Below are 16189 nucleotides of genomic sequence, written 5' to 3'. Positions count from 1 at the left end.
GTCAGATCCTTTCCCTTGTGGTTTCCCGTGCGGCGTTCGCCTCACGGACGGCATTCATAAAGGCCGGCACGGTGAACACCGTGTCGCCGAGGCCCGCCTGCGCGGCCACTCTGGTGATCGGCGGCGGCGTGACGAACGAACGGGCGAGCGTGTCCGCATCCGCGAACACCCGCCGCGCGGGCCCGTCCATCAGCACCTGCCCCTGGCACATGACGATGACCCGCGGGAAGTGCGTGGTCACGAATTTCATATCGTGGCTGATGGTGACGCACAGCACGCCGGCCGCCTTCAGCGACGCGATGATGTAGGCGAGTCGCCGATTGCCGCGCAGGTCCTGCCCGCAGGTGGGTTCGTCGAACACCACCGCTTTGGGCTCCATGGCCAGCACCGCGCCGATGGTGCAGAATTTCTTCTCCGCCGCGGAGAGGTCGAAGGGGTGCGTGTCGAGCTTTTTGCCCAGTCCGACCAGATCGGCGACGCGCCGCACGCGCCTGTCGATCTCGTCCGCTCCGACGCCCATCCGCTCGGGTCCGAACGCGAGCTCCTTGCGCACCGAATCGAGGAAGAGCTGGTCGTCCGGATTCTGGAACACGTAGCCTACCTCACGGGACCATTGCGCGGTGCTGCGTTCCGTGATATCCACGCCGTCGATGCGCACATGGCCCTCCGTGGGGCGCAGGATACCGTTGAAATGCTTGACCAGCGTGGTTTTGCCGGCGCCGTTCTGCCCGATGATGGCCACCGGTTCGTCGCCTTCCAGCACCAGGCTCACCCCGCGCAACGCTTTCTCTCCGGTCGGATAGGCGTGGACGAGATTGTCGATTTCCATTCTCATGCGACCACCCGCCTGACCTGCTCCACACATTCCTCCTCGGTGACGGCCGGCTCGCCGACGTCGTATCCCTCCTCGGCGAGGGCGCGTCCAATCCGCACATAATCGGGCACGTCGATGCCGCGCTCGGGTAAGCCCGGATCGGCGAACACCTCCCGCGGCGCGCCGAACGCGGCCATGCGGCCACGGTCGAGCACCAGCACCTTGTCCGCGTAACGGGCCACGCGTTCCATATCGTGGTCCACCATGATCACGGTGACCCCGTCGGCGTTCAGTCTCTTGACGATGTCGAAGATCTCCTCGCCGCCGAGCGGATCGAGCTGCGTGGTGCATTCGTCGAGCACCAGCACCTTCGGCTCCATGATGAACGTCGAGCCGAAGGCCACGCGCTGCACCTGGCCGCCGGAAAGCTCCAGAGGATTCTTGTCGAGGATGTGGTCGATGCGCATCAGTTTGGCCACCTGCTCGACCTTCTCCACCATGGCCTCGCGCGGCACCCCGCGGTTGCCCAGCCCATAGGCGAGCTCCTCGGCGACGGTGCCGGCCGTGTAGCTCAGCTGGTTGAACGGGTTCTGGAACACCAGGCCGATGGTGGTCGACAGGTCGGCGATATCGCTGGATTCCACATCCTTGCCGTCCACGGTGATCGAACCGGCCATCCGCCCGACGAAATAATGCGGCACCAGGCCGATCATCGCGTTGCAGAGGGTGGATTTGCCCGAACCGTTGGCGCCGACGATGCTTAGGAAGCTGCCTTGCTCGACGTCGAAGCTCAGGTCGCGCACGGCGCGGCGTTTGGCGCTGCGGTAGCGGAAGGAGAAATCACGCACGGATACGATGCCGCTCATCGGGAGCCTCCCGTCAGGTCGCCCGGCAGGGTGACGACGCCGGCATAGGCGAGCGCGCTCACCACCACGACGGCGATGAAGAACACCGCGAGCGCGATGCGGACCACACGGTCCGCGCGCGTGCGCTCCACCTGCACATAACTGGTCTGCCTCACGCCTTTGATGCCGAATCCGCGGGTCTCCAGCGTCATGCCGCGTTCCTGCGCGTCGGTGAGTGAGGACATCACCACGGGCCCCAGCAGAGGCAGCGAGGCTTTGACGCGGTCGATCAGGGAGCCGCCCACGTCAAGGCCGCGGGCGCTTTGCGCCTCTTGGATGACGGCCATGCGCCGCTGCATCTGCGGCACGACGTTGAGGCTGGCGAGCACCAGATAGCCGACCTTGGCGTTCACTCCGGTTCCGGTGAGCGCGGCGACGAGTTTGCCCACATACGTGGTGGAGTTCATGATGGTGAAGCTGCCGAGGAACACCATCACCACGACGATGATCTTGGCCGCGTACATCACGCCCTCGAGCCCGAGCTGGGCGAAGCCGAAATCCGCGATGACGGTGCGGTTCCTCGGGCTGTACAGACCTTGGATGAACATCAGCATCACGGTGATGGGGATGCCGAAGCCGACCATGATCTTGGTGAAGGACGGCCCGATCTTCGCGACGAACGCGATCACGAACACCACGACGATCAGCGCGAGCCCCAGCCAGGGATCGGGCCAGATCAGCGCGGCAAGGCCGAAGGCGAACACGGCGGCGACTTTGGTGAGCGGATTCAGCCGTTCGATCACCGTGCCGCGTTCGACGAAGGTGTTGATGCCTTGTGCCATGGCGACGACCTACCTATCGTCGCGCACGCCCGACGGGACGGGGCCGGACGCGGCCTCGGCTCCGGTTTCGAGGGCCGGAAGATCGTCGAGGTCGTCCTCATCATCCTCATCGTCGTCGTCCTCGTCGTCCGCGATCTCGCCGGAGACGGCCTCACCCATCGAATCGGCCGCGTACTGGCTCAGGAAGCGCTGCGGCACCTTCTTGACGATGAAGTAGGCGATCAGCACGGCGATGCCCTTATCGACGAGGTTCTCCAGAATCGACGACGAGAACACCGACACGATGATGTTCTGCATGGCGGCCACCAGCGCGGCGGTCAGCAACGAGGTGCCGTTGACGCCCGTGGCGCCGCCGAACACGAACACGGTCACCAAAGAGGCGCTCACCGCGTTGACCAGCGTCACCGCCAGCCAGACGAGCACCGCGCCCCAGATCTTCTTGAACAGTCCGGCGCGGACCATATAGCCCACGGTCAGACCGCACAGCACGCTGACCAGCGCATAGGGCAGGTTGACCGGGTTGGCCACCAGCGCGAGGAACACGTTCGTGAGCAGACCGCACAACGCGGCCACCCACGGACCGGACAGACAGGCCACCACGATCGTGCCTATCATGTCGAGGAACAAAGGGAGCTTCAGCGTGGAGCACAACGTGCCTCCCACCAGGTTGACGCCCACCGCGATGGGGATCAACACCAGCGATTTGGTGGAGAACTGCGCCTTCACGCTCTGTATGAACGACATCTTCGTCGCCATGATGATTCCTTCCTGTCACGTGCCGCACGCGGCGGGGCCGCGTGCCCTTTCCCAACTCGATTCGACCGCCGTGCCGAATCATCTGTAACGAAACTGTTTTCCTAAAATGTTTTCTTAGCTGTAGAATAACAACCGCGCCGACCGATGTCAAAAACGCGAAACGCCGACTGTAGACTGGACATCAGCACTCCCCTTTATCACAGGCGAACGGGAAAAGGGGGCAAGGAGAAGCCATGAATATCAAAGACATCGCACATATCGCCGGGGTCTCGCCATCCACCGTGTCGAAGATCGTCAATGGCAAGGACCAGAGCATCAGTCCGGAGACCCGGGAGAAGGTGTTGCGCATCGTGCGCGAATACCACTACGCCCCTTACTCCTCCACGCCGAAAACCACGAAATCGTGGAGCATCGGCGTGCTGCTGCGTTCCTCGATCTCCTTCGACACCACACTCGACGGCATCGTGCAGACCGCACAGGCATCAGGATACGGCACCATGGTGTTCAACAGCTATTCCGACGCTGAACAGGAGATGAAGAATATCGCAGCCCTGGGCAAACACCGCGTCGACGGCGTCATCTGGGAGCCCGCCGCGCCCGACAGCCTGAGCCGCAGGGACTCCATCGATCGACTCGACATCCCCGCTTTGACGATCGGCCCGCACGGCGGCGACGAATCCCTGCTGCTGCCCTATACCGAGGCCGCCTACAGGCTCACCGAGGAGCTCATCATGCGCGGGCACAAAGGCATCGCCTGCCTGCTCACGCGCGGCCGACGCACCGAGGACTTCCTCGCCGGATTCAAGCGCTGCCTGTTCGACCACGGCATGCCCTTCGACGACGCGATGGTGTTCTACGAGCTCGACGACACGCTGGTGGGCGGAATCTCCGGGCACACGACCACCGGCGTCGTCTCCTCGCATTACCGCATGGCGCTGGAGTTCCACCAGCTGATGGGCTCGCTGCACTACAGCCTGCCGGACGACGTCTCGTTGGTGTCCATCCGCAACGACACCAACGAGACCCTCGCCTATCCCGGCTCCACCGAGATCTCCACCTACACCATCCGCAACGCCGACTTCGGCTCCTATCTGTGCGCCAAACTCATCACCGCCATCGAGCGCAGCGACGAGCCTCCGCACTCCTTCGTGCAGGAGTTCCATCTCGACAACACCAGCACCCTCAGCGCCCCGTCCTCGATGAACCGCAAGAAGATTACCGTGGTGGGCAGCCTGCATATCGACAACTGCCTATCCGTGCCGAAGCTGCCCACCGAGGGGTCGACGGTCACCGCCGCGCTGTCTTCGGTGGCCCCCGGCGGCAAGGGCATCAACCAGGCGGTGGGCGTCGCCAAACTCGGGCACCGCGTCAGCCTGATCGGCAACGTCGGCTCGGACCCGGACGCCGACTTCATCTTCCGGGAGATGTCCCGCTGGGGCATCGACGCCTCGGGCATCACCCGCCGCGCCCAAAGCAAAACCGGCACGGCGTTCATCTTCGTGGATGCCAACGGCGATTCGATGATCTCGCTGATGCCCGGCGCCAACGACACGCTCAGTCCGCAGGACATCGCCGACAAGGACCAGCTGTTCGAAAACACCGGATACTGCCTCGTCCAATCCGAGATCCCGCTCGCCGCCGTGGAGGCGGCCTGCCGGGCGGCGCACCGCCATCACGCCTCGACGATCCTCAAACCCTCCAACTGCGACCATCTGCCGCACGAGGTGCTCGCCGAAGTGGACATCCTCGTCCCCAGCGAAAACGAGCTGAACGCGCTGATCGACGGCGACGGAACGATCTCCGACAAAGCGCGCGCGCTGATCGACGGCGGCGCGGGATGCGTGATCGTCACCCTGGGCGAGCGCGGTTGCACGCTGTTCTCCGCCGACGCCGAACGGCATTTCCCCGCGGCGGATTTCACGCCGGTCGACAACACCGGAGCGGGTGACGCCTTCATCAGCGCGCTGGCCTCATATCTGATGTACGGGCGCACATTGGAGGAGTCCATCGAGGTCGCCACCGTCGCCGCCGGCTATTCGATCACCCGAGAGGGCGCCACCACCTCGCTGATCGACCGCTCCGCCCTGGAGGCGCGCCTGCTCAACATGGACCTCTGAATCCCATTCCAGGATGACGCAAAGCCGCGCCACTTCTTTCTTTTCTGAAAGGAGGGGCGCGGCTGGGACTTCCAGCGCTAGCGGCGCAGCCACACGCGCATCTGACCCACCTCACGGTTGGCCCACGCGTAATACGGCACCAACACCAGCGTCGCGGGCTCCACCGCGCAGGCGGCGTCGGCGGGCAGATACAGCGGCGCGTCATCCACATCCTCCGCCTCACGCACGGCGGGCAGCGACACCACGCTCACGCCGCCCAGCACATCCGGCTCGAACGCCACGGTGGCGGCGGCCGCGGTCACGCCGTCGGCCAGACGGTAGCCCCACAGATCGCCGGGGTTGTCGACCTGCTCCGCACAGTAGACCAGCGGTCCGCGCATTACGGCCACGCGCCCGGCGTCGTCGCGCACGCGGCTGTTGGCGCGCATCAGCTTCACCGACATGTCCAGATCGAGCGCGATGTCCAGCGATTCGCCGGCGGGCACGTCGAAGTAGGCGAAGCCGTCCAGCACCTCGACCGCGACCGGGCCACCGTTCACGGTCAGCGTGTACGAATCCTTCGACCATGCGGGGATGCGCACGGCGAACCTCACCGTCGCCTCGCCATCCGCAGGCAGCGAGACGCGGTACTCCACATGTCCGTCCCAGGGGAGGTTCGACTCCTGCGTCACGCGCAGACCGGAGGCGAACGTCGCCTCGTTGGCGATGAACTGGTGGCTGAGCACTGTGCGGCCCCCGTCGAGTTCGGTGTAGATATACCGGTCCACCGACGCGATCAGGCGGGCGATGTTGGCCGGGCAGCACGCGCAGCCGAACCAGTCCACGCGGTGCGAGAGCACGTGGTGCCGGTCGGGACTGGCAAGCCCCTCAGGCGATGATTCGAGCGGATTCACGTAGTAGTACTGCTTGCCGTCGAGGCTGATGCCGGCGATCGCGCCGTTGAACAGCTGCCGTTCCAACACGTCCGCGTATTCGCCGCGGGGGTCGGCGAGCAGCATCTGACGCGCGAACATGCTCATGGCCACGGAGGCGCAGGTCTCGCCGTACATGGTGTCGTTCGGCAGATCGTAGTCGTAGGTGAATGATTCGCCCACATGCGTCGAACCGATGGCACCGGTGATGTACATGCGGCGGGTGACGATATTGCGCCAGAACCGTTTCGCGGTCTCCATCAGTTCCACGTCGCCGGTGAGCCGCGCCACATGGGCGATTCCGGTGCACAGGTAGGCGACGCGCACGGCGTGCCCGTCGGCGGTCCGCTGTTCGCGCACAGGTTCGGCGGCCTGGAAATACTCGTTCTTGTAGAAGCCCAGGTCACGAAAGATGTCGTCGCCGCCGAGCGCCTCGCGCTGTTTGGCGTAGAACCGAGGATCCTGCCCGCGCACATCGATGAGATAGCGGGCAAGCTCGAGATAGCGCTTCTCGCCGGTGGCCTCGTGGAGTTTGGCGAGCGCGAGCTCGATCTCCGGATGCCCGTCGGAGCCGTGGATCTTGCCGGCTTCGGGTCCGAAGTTCGCATCGAGGCAGTCGGCCATGCGGCAGGCCACGTCAAGCGCCTGCTCGTTGCCGGTGACCTCCCAATAGGCGACGCCGGCCTCGATGTAGTGGCCCATCACGTACATCTCGTGACTCTGCTGGATCTGGCTGAAACGCGGACGACTGGCCCATATGCCGGATTTGATCTGATACGGGGTGTCCAGATATCCGTCCGGCTGCTGGGCGCGGGCGATCAACGCGATCGTCTCGTCGCACAGGCGTCTGAGCTCCGGATCCGGATGGTAGGCCAGAGCGTAGGCGGCCTCCTCCAACCATTTGTATACGTCGGAGTCCTGGAACACCATGCCATGGAAGTCGTCGGACAGTTCGCCGGCGGCCACCTTCAAATTGGCGACCGCATGGCTTTTGTTGTCGGACAGCTGGTTGCCGGCCGGATCGTCGGGCACGACGGTGTCGATCTCGTCGTTCATCACGCCCCACTGGTAGGGGATGACGGATTCGACTATCTGATCGCGGCGATTCTTCCAGAAAGGCGAGGTGATGGTCACGCATGGCACGCCGACGGCCACACGCTGCTGGGATGCTGTAGTCATATCTATCGTCGATTCCTTTTTCGTCGCGTCAGCCCTTGACCGCGCCCGCCATGAAGCCCTTGACGTAGTACTTCTGCAGGGCGAGGAACAGGACGGCGCAGGGGATGAGCAGCACCACGACGCCGGCCTCGGTGGCCCCGTAGTCGATGACGCCCATGGTCTGCTGGCGCATGTTCACCAGGGCGAGCGGCAGGGTGGCCTTGCCCGAGCTGGACAGGTACAGCGGGATCATGAAGTTGTTCCACGCCTCGAGGAAGGCGAGCAGGCCGACGGTGACCATCGAGGGCTTGACGACCGGCACGAGGATACGCAGCAGCGCCTGCAGGCTGTTGCAGCCGTCGACCATGGCGGCCTCCTCCATATCCTTGGGGATCGCGTCGAAGGCGTTGCGCATGATGAATGTGCTCATCGGCAGCTGGAACAACGTGATCACCAGTCCCACGCCGAGCAACGAGTCGTTCAGGCCGATGTTCTTGTACCACACCATCAGCGGGATGAGCAGTGAGGCGTACGGCACCATAAGAATCGACAGGGTGACCATGAAGCCGAGGTTGCGGCCCGGGTAGTCGAAGCGGGAGAACGAGTAGCCCGCCAGCGTGCACACCACCACGGAGAACACCACCGCGACCAGGGAGACGATGATCGAGTTGAGCAGGTAGACCGGCAGGCCCTCCTGATAGCCGAACAGAGTCAGGTAGTTGGCCACGCCCCATCCGTTGGACTGGGCGGAGCCGGGTTGCGGGCTGAACGAGCTGACCACAACCCAGATCAGCGGGCTGATGAAGATGATGGCGAGGATCGCCTCGAGCGTACGGGCGATGACGCGCTTCCACATCGGGATAGTCATGATGTCTTCCTTTCCCCTTGTCTCACTTGGTGTTGTCGCGCATGCCGCGCATCTGGATGGAGTTGATGACCACGAGGGCCGCCAGCACGAGCAGCGACAACGCGGCCGCCATGCCGAGGTCCTTCTTGGAGTCGAACGCGAAGTTGTAGATAAGCTGCACCACGGTCATCGTGGAGTTGTTCGGACCGCCCTTGGTCAGGATGAAGAACTGGTCGAAGGCGAGAATCGAACCGGTGACGCAGTAGACGAGGCACATCACGATGGTGGGTTTCATCAGCGGCAAGGTCACGGAGCGGAAGATGCGCCACGCACCGGCGCCGTCCATACGGGCGGCCTCGTACAGATCGCCCGGGATGGACTGCAGGCCGATCATCATGAGCAGCATGTAGTAGCCGGAGAAACGCCACACGATCACGATGATCGTGGCCCACAGCGCGGACTGGCCGGTGGCGAGCACCGAACCGCCGTCCTCCATCAATCCGAAGAAGCTCAGGATCTTGGTGACGGGGCCGACCTGCGGGGAGTACAGCGCGTAGAACAGCAGCGACGCGGAGGCCAGACCGGTGGCCGAGGGCAGCAGGAAGCAGGTGCGCAGCACGTTGTTCCACTTCGAGCTCTCCTGCACGATCAGCGCCAGGCCAAGGCCGAGAACCAGCAGGAAGACCGTGACGATCACCGTGTATTCCACGGTGAACAGAATCGACTGGCCGAACAGCTTGTTCTCGAACACCGCGATGAAGTTGTCGGGGAAGTTCAGACCTCGGTTGCCGCCCATCAGGCTCCAACGCGAGCAGGCCATCACGACCAGCAGCACGATGGGCACGAAGAACAGGACGATGATCATGACCCAGTCCGGCAACGCGTACAGCAGGCCGCGACGCGTCTGCTCCGCCTTGGCCTTCGAACGATGCGTCGGCACCGACGCGGCGTTCTTGGAAACGCTTGACATGCTTCTCTCCTTGAGGTTGGTTGATGTCGATGAAAGGGATGTTGGATGCAATCCGTCATCGAGACTCCGACCCGGAACGCCCCGAGGCGGGAGCCCCTATGACACACCGCATCCAGCGGTGTGCGAGAAAAGGGAAATGAAAGGAGAAGAGACCGTCGAGGCGTGAGCGAAGCCGAAGGGAAGGAGATCCTTCGACTTCGCTCAGGATGACGACGGTAAGTACCGCCCAGGATGACGGTGGCGGCCATCGCCCAGGATGAACGAGAAGGCCGGAACCCGGCGGACGGAGTCCGAAAGGCTCCTACTGCGCGAGGATGTCGGTGATGGCCTGGTTGTCGGCCTCGAGATCGCCATCGCCCCACACCGCGTTCTGCACGAGCAGCTGCCACGGGGAACCGGCCGCGTTGAACGCCTCATTGCAGGCGACGGTCTTCGGGGTCTGGCCGTTGCCGTCGATGATCACGGAGTTGATGGTCTGCACGCGCGGGTCGGCGTCCTCATAGGCGGTTTTCAGCGTCTCGATGTTGGAGGCGGTGTCGCCGTTGGCGGCGAACACTTCGGCCTGCGAGTCGGACTGCATGAGCCAGTACAGGAAGTTCCAAGCCTGGGCGACGTTCTCGCAATCCTTGGAGATGCCCATGGCGTCACCGCCGAGGAATGTGGAGGTCTTGCCTTCCTGGGTGCCCGGAATCGGAGTGACGCCGACCTCGAAGCCGCCCTCGGCCTCAGCCTCGATGATGGAGGTGACGGAGGTGTTCGGGTACGGCATGACGCCGATGTTGCCGTTGGCGAACGGGGCGGTCCAGGTGGCGCCCGTCTCCTCCTTGGAGCCGGCGCCCAGACCGTTGTCGGTGTTGGCGAGTTCCTTGTAGGCGTCCAGCACGGCCTTCATGGAATCATTATCCAGCGTGGCCTCGGTGCCATCCTCGTTCATGACGGACTCGCCGTCGGCCCACACGGAGGGGAACAGGTCGAAGATGAGCGCGCCGCCGGACTGACCCGCGAGGTAGGAGCCCGCGACGCCGTCCTTATCGAGGGCGGCGACGGCCTTGGCCTGCTCGACGAATTCATCAATGGATCGCGGCCCCTGCTCAGGATCGAGTCCGGCCTCCTCATACAGATCCTTGTTCCACACCATCACGGAAACATCGGTGATGAACGGCAGCGTGTACTTGGCACTATCCACGGTACCGGCATCGATGTGGCCCTGCTGCAGGTCGGCGAGGTTGTCCAGACCGTCGATCTGGTCGGAGATGTCGGTGAAGATGCCTTCGGAGGCCCAGTAGGGGATGCGCACCACGTCGCCGGCGAGGATGTCGGGCAGGGAGTCGGTCTGCGAGGCGCCGCCGACCTTGCCTTCCATATCGTCGTTCGGGATGATCTCCAGCTTCACCTGGTTCTTATGGGAGGCGTTGTACGCTTCGACGGCGTTCTTGGCTTGGCGCTCAAGAGGCGCGCGGGTCCACAGCGTGATCTCGGTACCATCGTCGGTGCCCTGCGCCGGGATGTCCGCGGTGTTGGCGGCGGTACCACCCGTGCTGCCGCAGGCGGCCAGCGGAATGAGCAGCGCCGTGGCGGCGACGCCGGCGAGGACTCGTGTGACCTTATTGAAAGACACCATTGTTTTTGCTTCTTTCTCTATGTGTGTTCCGCTCAACAGTGAGAGGCGGTGGCGGGGATCCGCCTCCTGTGCCTCCACGGTTTTCCCGACAATGCCCTCATCGATCATTCAAGAAAACTGCGAAAGCCTTTTCTCACTATAACGCATCCTTCCCAAAAATGCAAAACCGCTTTCGCAACTTTCTTACACTACGTCTTCCATCATGCGAAACACTTGATATCTCCAGCATTCTCACTCAACGACACCGACAGACGAACTCCCTGCGAAGCGATTCCAGAGGCCTCCAATCGCCATCTTTTCGCAGTTTTCGCATATCGCGCGTCCCAAGGGAGACATTACCGCCCATCTCGACGCAGAAAGCCAAGCATCCCTCAGGCCCCAACCGCATCCGCGGACACGCTCATCATGCCCCATAGGAACCACCTCCCATGCCGAAGAGTGCGAAAATTTTCGCAACATGCAGTACAATGGGACGCATCATTCGCGACGGCGCGCCACCATCTCCCCCACGGAAGACATGGTCGCCCGGCAGAGAGCAAGAGGCAGACATGGCAGAATCCCGAACGCGGCAAACCGCCCGGCTGGAAGATGTGGCCGCCCTGGCCGAGGTATCGCTGGCCACCGCCTCCAAGGCGCTGCACAACAAACCCCGCATCAGCCGCGCCACCAAAGAACGGGTGCTGGACGCCGCCAAGCGGCTCAACTACTCCCCCAACAAACTTGCCCAATCACTGGCGCGAGGCACCAGCGGAACCATCGGATTGGTCACCTCCGACCTACAGGGCCGCTTCTCAACCCCGATTCTCATCGGCGCGGAGAATGAACTACGGGCGCAATCCACCTCCGTCCTACTCGCCAATGCACGCGGCGATGCGGCTTTGGAGCGACTGCACGTCGAGAAACTGCTGTCGCTGAAGGTGGACGGCCTACTGATCGTGCAATGCGAGACCAACCCGCGTCCCAGCCTCGGACGCGATTGGGGCGTGCCATTGGTCTATCTGTACGGCCCATCCACCGACATCGAGGACTGCTCCGTCACCTGCGACAATGTGGAGGCCGGCCGTATGGCGGTGAACCACCTCATCTCCTGCGGACGAAACAAAATCGCCATCATCGGCGGCGATGAAACCTACACGGCGTCGACCGACCGCACCAAAGGCGCGCTGGAGGCGCTTTCCGAAGTAGGACTGGAACCGGCGGGGCCGATCCGATACGGCAAATGGGACGAGAACTGGGGACGAGCCGCCGCACGGCTGCTGCTCGACCAAGGTGTCGAGTTCGATGCCGTGGTCTGCCAAAGCGACCAACTCGCCCGCGGATGCATCGACGCGCTCAAACAGCAGGGCCTGCGGATCCCGGACGACGTGGCCGTGATCGGGCACGACAACTGGAATGTGCTCACCTCCAGCTCACGCCCCTCGCTCACCAGCATCGACAACGAGACGGAGACCATCGGCCGGCGCGCGGCCCGCTATCTGATGGACGCCATCAACGGCGATCCGCATCATGGCGTGGAATACGTGCACTGCCGGCTGATCCAGCGCGAGTCCACCCTGCCGCTCGACTGACCATCCCTTCCGCCCCGTGCGAAGCCCACTCAGGTGAAGGAGGGGATGCACCACACATGGGCGACGGGAAAGGAATCCGCGCGCCGCCGGTCATACACCCAAGGTATCCAGCGGAATAACCTGCACGCCGTCCTCACGCCGGTGCGCTATGGCGCCGGTTCCGACGATCACCGCCTTCACCGAGGCAGGGCGCTGCCCGCGTTCAACCATCTTGCGCTCCAAACGGTTGACATTCTCGGCGCCCTCATCAATCTGCGCGTCACCGAGTTTGACTTCGAACGCGCCCCATGCGCCATCGCGCGTCTCCACGATAAGGTCGACCTCAAGATTCGAATCATCCCGGTAATGCATGACCTCGGCATCCAACACCTGCGCGTATACCTTCAAATCATGGGTCACCAACGACTCGAACAGAAATCCCAAGGTCTTCGGATCCATGCGCAACGATTCCGGTGTGGCGCCAATGGCGGCGGCCGCCAATGAGGGGTCGGCCAAGTGCCGTTTCCTCGCGGATCGGATACGCACAGGCGAACGCAACGCCGGATGCCATGCGGGAATATCCTCAACGAAGCGCATGCGTTCCAACGCGCCAAGATACTCACCCAACGTGGTATCGGACAGCATGACGGGGCGCTTCTTCCCCTTGCCCTCAGGGTCATCGACATCATATTCCGCCGTGTCTTTGGCCAAAGTGCTTTTACTGGCAAGCGTGGCCTCATTGCGGCCCAGCGACGCCAGCAGCCTGCGAACGCGGACCGGGTCCCTGTCGACATTGTCCACTTCGGAGATGTCGTCATCCGCGATGGCATCCAAATAACTGCGCGCGGTCATCGAAGCATGCCGCGCGTCAAGGCCCAACGCGGCGGGCCACCCTCCCCGAACGACCAACAACGCGATCTGGTCCACACTCAGCGACGAGACCGCCGCATACGATTCACCGGCGAACAGTCCCTGCAAAGATACCTTGCCCGATGAGACGCCTTGCTCAAGCAACGTCATCGAAGACATATGCACCCGGGCGATACGTCCCGCGCCGCTGTGCATGGGCCGGTCGGACTTTCGCGGCGTGGACGACCCCGTCAGGATGAACCGGCCACGAGCCGTATCTTGATCGCAGGCGAACCGAACGGCGTCCCACAATCCCGGCACCTCCTGCCATTCGTCGATAAGGCGCGGCGTCTCGCCCTCCAAGGCCAACGCGGGTTCCATCCGCGCCAACGTGCGATTGCGGAAGTTGCCTTCGGGATCGGCGAGACTGTATTTCGACTTCGAGTGCTGTGTCGCAGTGGTGGTCTTTCCGCACCACTTCGGTCCTTCAATGCTCACTGCCGGAAACACGGCAAGATAGTCGTCGATTACGGCATCGACAATACGCGGAATATAGCCATTGTCAGACATTGCAGCCACCTTCTCCACCGGGTCGCACCAGCATATCCAAACCTACAATACTAGATTTTTCGAATGAATCACACTCGATTTTTCGAATGGTTCACACTAGATTTTTCGAATGAATCAGACTGGGTTTTTCGAATGAGTATTGGTGATGATGAAGGAGATGGGATCCTTCGACTCCGGCCACGCCTCCGCTCAGGATGACATGAGGGAGGAAGACACACCCCGCTCAGGATGACGGGGAGAGGGCGCAGGAGAGCCCGCAGCTAGCGGCGTTTGGGCTTGCGGCCTTTGAAGTTGATGTCGAACACGATCCACACGGACAGCACGAACGCGACGACGTAGCCCATGAAGCCCACGACGGGGATGCCGAAGATGATCGGCTTCATACCGGCGTAGTACACGATCGACGAACCGACGAACAGACCGACCACGATCAGAGCCATGGTGATGCGGTTGACCATATCGCTGAGCTTGCGCATCGGCTCCTCGGCGCCCACCAGCTCCATATTGACGCGCAGCTGACCGCGGGTGAGCATGCGCGAGGCCACTTTGAGCTCGGCGAGCGTGGCCAGCGTGCCATGCAGGGCCTGGTGCCCTTCGACGCCGAGCGACTTCAGCTCATCCTGCACGGCCTCTTTCATGGACTTCGACGTGGCGATATGGTCGGAGATGATCTCGATCATATTCACATCGGGAATGAACTCGTCCAGCAACCCTTCCAGGGTGACGAGCGCGCGGCCGACCGTGGTCACCGTGCTCGGCACCTCGATGCCGTGGCGCGAGGCCAGCTGGGTGAGCGAGGTGAGGAAGGCCGCGATGTCGAGTTCTGCCAGATCCACGGTGCCGAACTCCGTGACGATCACATCGAGGTCGGCGAGCAGCGCCGGATAATCCGCCGGATCGGCCTCGGTGCCCGCGAACCGCAGCAGACCGTCGGCCAGAGCGGGCGAATCCTGCTTGGCGACCGCGAAGATCATCTCCTTGAGCACCGAACGGGTGCGCTGGTCGAGACGGCCGGTCATACCCAAGTCGATGAGCACGATCCGCCCGTCGCGGATGATGATGTTGCCCGGATGCGGGTCCGCGTGGAAAAAGCCGTCGTCGAGGATCTGCGTGGCGTAGTTGTCGACGAGTTTGGTGCCGATCTCCTTCAGGTCGTACCCGGCCTCGATCAGTTCGCCCGGATGCGAGACGGAGATGCCGTCGACGTAGTCCATCACCACCACATGCTGCGTGCACAGGTCGGTGTAGGGCTTGGGGCAGTCCATATAGCGGAACCGCTCCGAAAAACGTTTGAATTCGGCGAGGTTGCGGGCCTCCACCAGAAAGTCGGTCTCCGACTGGAACGTCTCCCACAGCTCCTCGACCACGCCTTTGAGGTCGACGATCTGCGCCGAACGCACCACTTTGGTGGCGGTTTTGGCGATCGAACGCATGATGGAGACGTCCTGCGCCATGGTCTCGCGCACGCCGGGGCGCTGCACCTTCACCGCCACGTCCTCGCCGGTGGTCAGCGTGGCGCGGTGCACCTGCGCGAGCGACGCGGAGCCCAACGGCTTGGCGTCGATGTTGGAGAAGATCTCCTCGACGGGGCGGCCGTATTCGGTGGCGAGCACCTCCAGCACCGTGGCGTACGGCATGGGGTCGGCGTCGGCGCGCAGCTTCGCCAGTTCGTCGCAGAAGCTTTGCGGCAGCATCTCGGAGCGCATCGACAGGATCTGCCCGACCTTGACGAAGGTGGGGCCCAACGCCTCGAACATCAGACGCATCTTCACCGGCGTCAGACCATGCAGGATGTCGAACTGCTCGACGATGCGCGTGATCTGCGCCAGACGCTTGAGTTTGCCGCGCCGGGTCAGATGGTACCGCTCGGAGAACGTGTCCTTGCGACCGGTGAACAGACCGATGGTCTCATCCGCGGGAAGGGGGGATTCGGAACCCGCCTGCGTCGCGGAAGGATTGAGAACCGCGTCGACCCTGCTGTGCAGCGGGGTCGACGACGGTTCCGTGGTCCCAGAGGTCACTCGGCGTCGCCCTGCTCTTCGGCGGGCTTGTCGCTGGCTTCGGCCGCGGACTTCTTGGCGTCGTCCACCGCCTCGGTCACCTTGCGCTTGAGTTCGGTGTTCAGAGCCTTGCCCTGCTCAACGGTGAGCTCGCCCTTCTCCACCAGTTCGTTGACGATTTCCGTGCCCTTCTCGTAGGTGGTCGCCAGGGCGCCGACGCCCGCGAGAAACACCTTGCGCAGGCCATCGCCCAAATCGAAATCAGCCATGATACGCCTCCTTTGGTTGTTGCGTGGTTTCTACTGTACCCCAGAAGGCACCGCGAAAAACGCAGCCCCACGC

General features: G+C 63.1%; 13 protein-coding genes. 2 read left to right on the top strand and 11 right to left on the bottom strand.

The genetic code is table 11. The features are described 5' to 3' along the window. Nucleotide 1: 1 nt before the first annotated feature. Genes BL8807_RS05350 through BL8807_RS05335 form a run of 4 tightly spaced genes read right to left on the bottom strand, consistent with a single transcriptional unit; the run spans nt 2 to nt 3257 of the window. Entirely contained in the window at nt 2-835 is an 834-nt protein-coding gene (locus tag BL8807_RS05350; protein WP_072726955.1) for an energy-coupling factor ABC transporter ATP-binding protein, read from the bottom strand. Next, the gene (locus tag BL8807_RS05345) at nt 832-1680 is read right to left on the bottom strand and encodes an energy-coupling factor ABC transporter ATP-binding protein (protein WP_072726956.1); all 849 of its coding nucleotides are present in this window, start codon (nt 1678-1680) and stop codon (nt 832-834) included. Before BL8807_RS05345 ends, BL8807_RS05350 begins: the two co-directional genes overlap by 4 nt. Next, a complete protein-coding gene (locus BL8807_RS05340; protein ID WP_072726957.1) occupies nt 1677-2501 on the bottom strand; it encodes an energy-coupling factor transporter transmembrane component T in 825 nt (274 codons plus the stop codon). The genes BL8807_RS05345 and BL8807_RS05340 overlap by 4 nt, the downstream gene beginning before the upstream one ends. Before the next feature lie 9 nt (nt 2502-2510). Beyond that, nucleotides 2511-3257, bottom strand: a complete 747-nt coding sequence (locus BL8807_RS05335; protein WP_083570349.1) for an ECF transporter S component — start codon at nt 3255-3257, stop codon at nt 2511-2513. Between the two features lie 233 nt (nt 3258-3490). Here BL8807_RS05335 and BL8807_RS05330 point away from each other — a divergent pair, with 233 nt between their 5' ends. Then, nucleotides 3491-5374, top strand: a complete 1884-nt coding sequence (locus tag BL8807_RS05330; protein ID WP_072726958.1) for a PfkB family carbohydrate kinase — start codon at nt 3491-3493, stop codon at nt 5372-5374. Between the two features lie 77 nt (nt 5375-5451). Here BL8807_RS05330 and BL8807_RS05325 read toward each other — a convergent pair whose 3' ends face one another. The 4 genes from BL8807_RS05325 to BL8807_RS05310 all read right to left on the bottom strand — a co-directional run bounded on the left by BL8807_RS05325 (nt 5452) and on the right by BL8807_RS05310 (nt 10881). Next, nucleotides 5452-7464 carry a glycoside hydrolase family 127 protein gene (locus BL8807_RS05325; protein WP_072726959.1) on the bottom strand — a complete coding sequence of 671 codons (2013 nt, stop codon included), beginning with the start codon at nt 7462-7464 and terminating at the stop codon, nt 5452-5454. 28 nt (nt 7465-7492) lie between these two features. Beyond that, entirely contained in the window at nt 7493-8311 is an 819-nt protein-coding gene (locus BL8807_RS05320; RefSeq protein WP_072726960.1) for a carbohydrate ABC transporter permease, read from the bottom strand. A 22-nt stretch (nt 8312-8333) separates the two neighbouring features. Then, entirely contained in the window at nt 8334-9260 is a 927-nt protein-coding gene (locus BL8807_RS05315; RefSeq protein WP_072726961.1) for a carbohydrate ABC transporter permease, read from the bottom strand. 301 nt (nt 9261-9561) lie between these two features. After that, nucleotides 9562-10881 (bottom strand): ABC transporter substrate-binding protein, encoded by a 1320-nt coding sequence (locus tag BL8807_RS05310; RefSeq protein ID WP_072726962.1) that lies wholly within the window; start codon nt 10879-10881, stop codon nt 9562-9564. 548 nt (nt 10882-11429) lie between these two features. On the opposite strand from BL8807_RS05310, the gene BL8807_RS05305 reads away from it, so the two are divergent. Beyond that, a complete protein-coding gene (locus tag BL8807_RS05305) occupies nt 11430-12449 on the top strand; it encodes a LacI family DNA-binding transcriptional regulator (RefSeq protein WP_072726963.1) in 1020 nt (339 codons plus the stop codon). Nucleotides 12450-12539: 90 nt separating this feature from the next. Here the strand turns inward: BL8807_RS05305 and BL8807_RS05300 are convergent, their stop codons facing one another. The 3 genes from BL8807_RS05300 to BL8807_RS05290 all read right to left on the bottom strand — a co-directional run bounded on the left by BL8807_RS05300 (nt 12540) and on the right by BL8807_RS05290 (nt 16116). After that, complete coding sequence (locus tag BL8807_RS05300) at nt 12540-13847, bottom strand: ATP-binding protein (protein WP_072726964.1); 1308 nt, start codon at nt 13845-13847, stop codon at nt 12540-12542. Between the two features lie 260 nt (nt 13848-14107). Then, nucleotides 14108-15868 carry an ABC1 kinase family protein gene (locus BL8807_RS05295; RefSeq protein ID WP_072726965.1) on the bottom strand — a complete coding sequence of 587 codons (1761 nt, stop codon included), beginning with the start codon at nt 15866-15868 and terminating at the stop codon, nt 14108-14110. Next, nucleotides 15865-16116 (bottom strand): phasin family protein, encoded by a 252-nt coding sequence (locus BL8807_RS05290; protein WP_072726966.1) that lies wholly within the window; start codon nt 16114-16116, stop codon nt 15865-15867. Before BL8807_RS05290 ends, BL8807_RS05295 begins: the two co-directional genes overlap by 4 nt. Between the last annotated feature and the right edge of the window lie 73 nt (nt 16117-16189).

Source organism: Bifidobacterium lemurum, from assembly GCF_014898175.1.
Lineage (GTDB): Bacteria > Actinomycetota > Actinomycetes > Actinomycetales > Bifidobacteriaceae > Bifidobacterium > Bifidobacterium lemurum.
The sequence above is the reverse complement of the archived record's forward strand: the minus strand, read 5'-3'. Positions and strand labels throughout refer to the sequence as shown.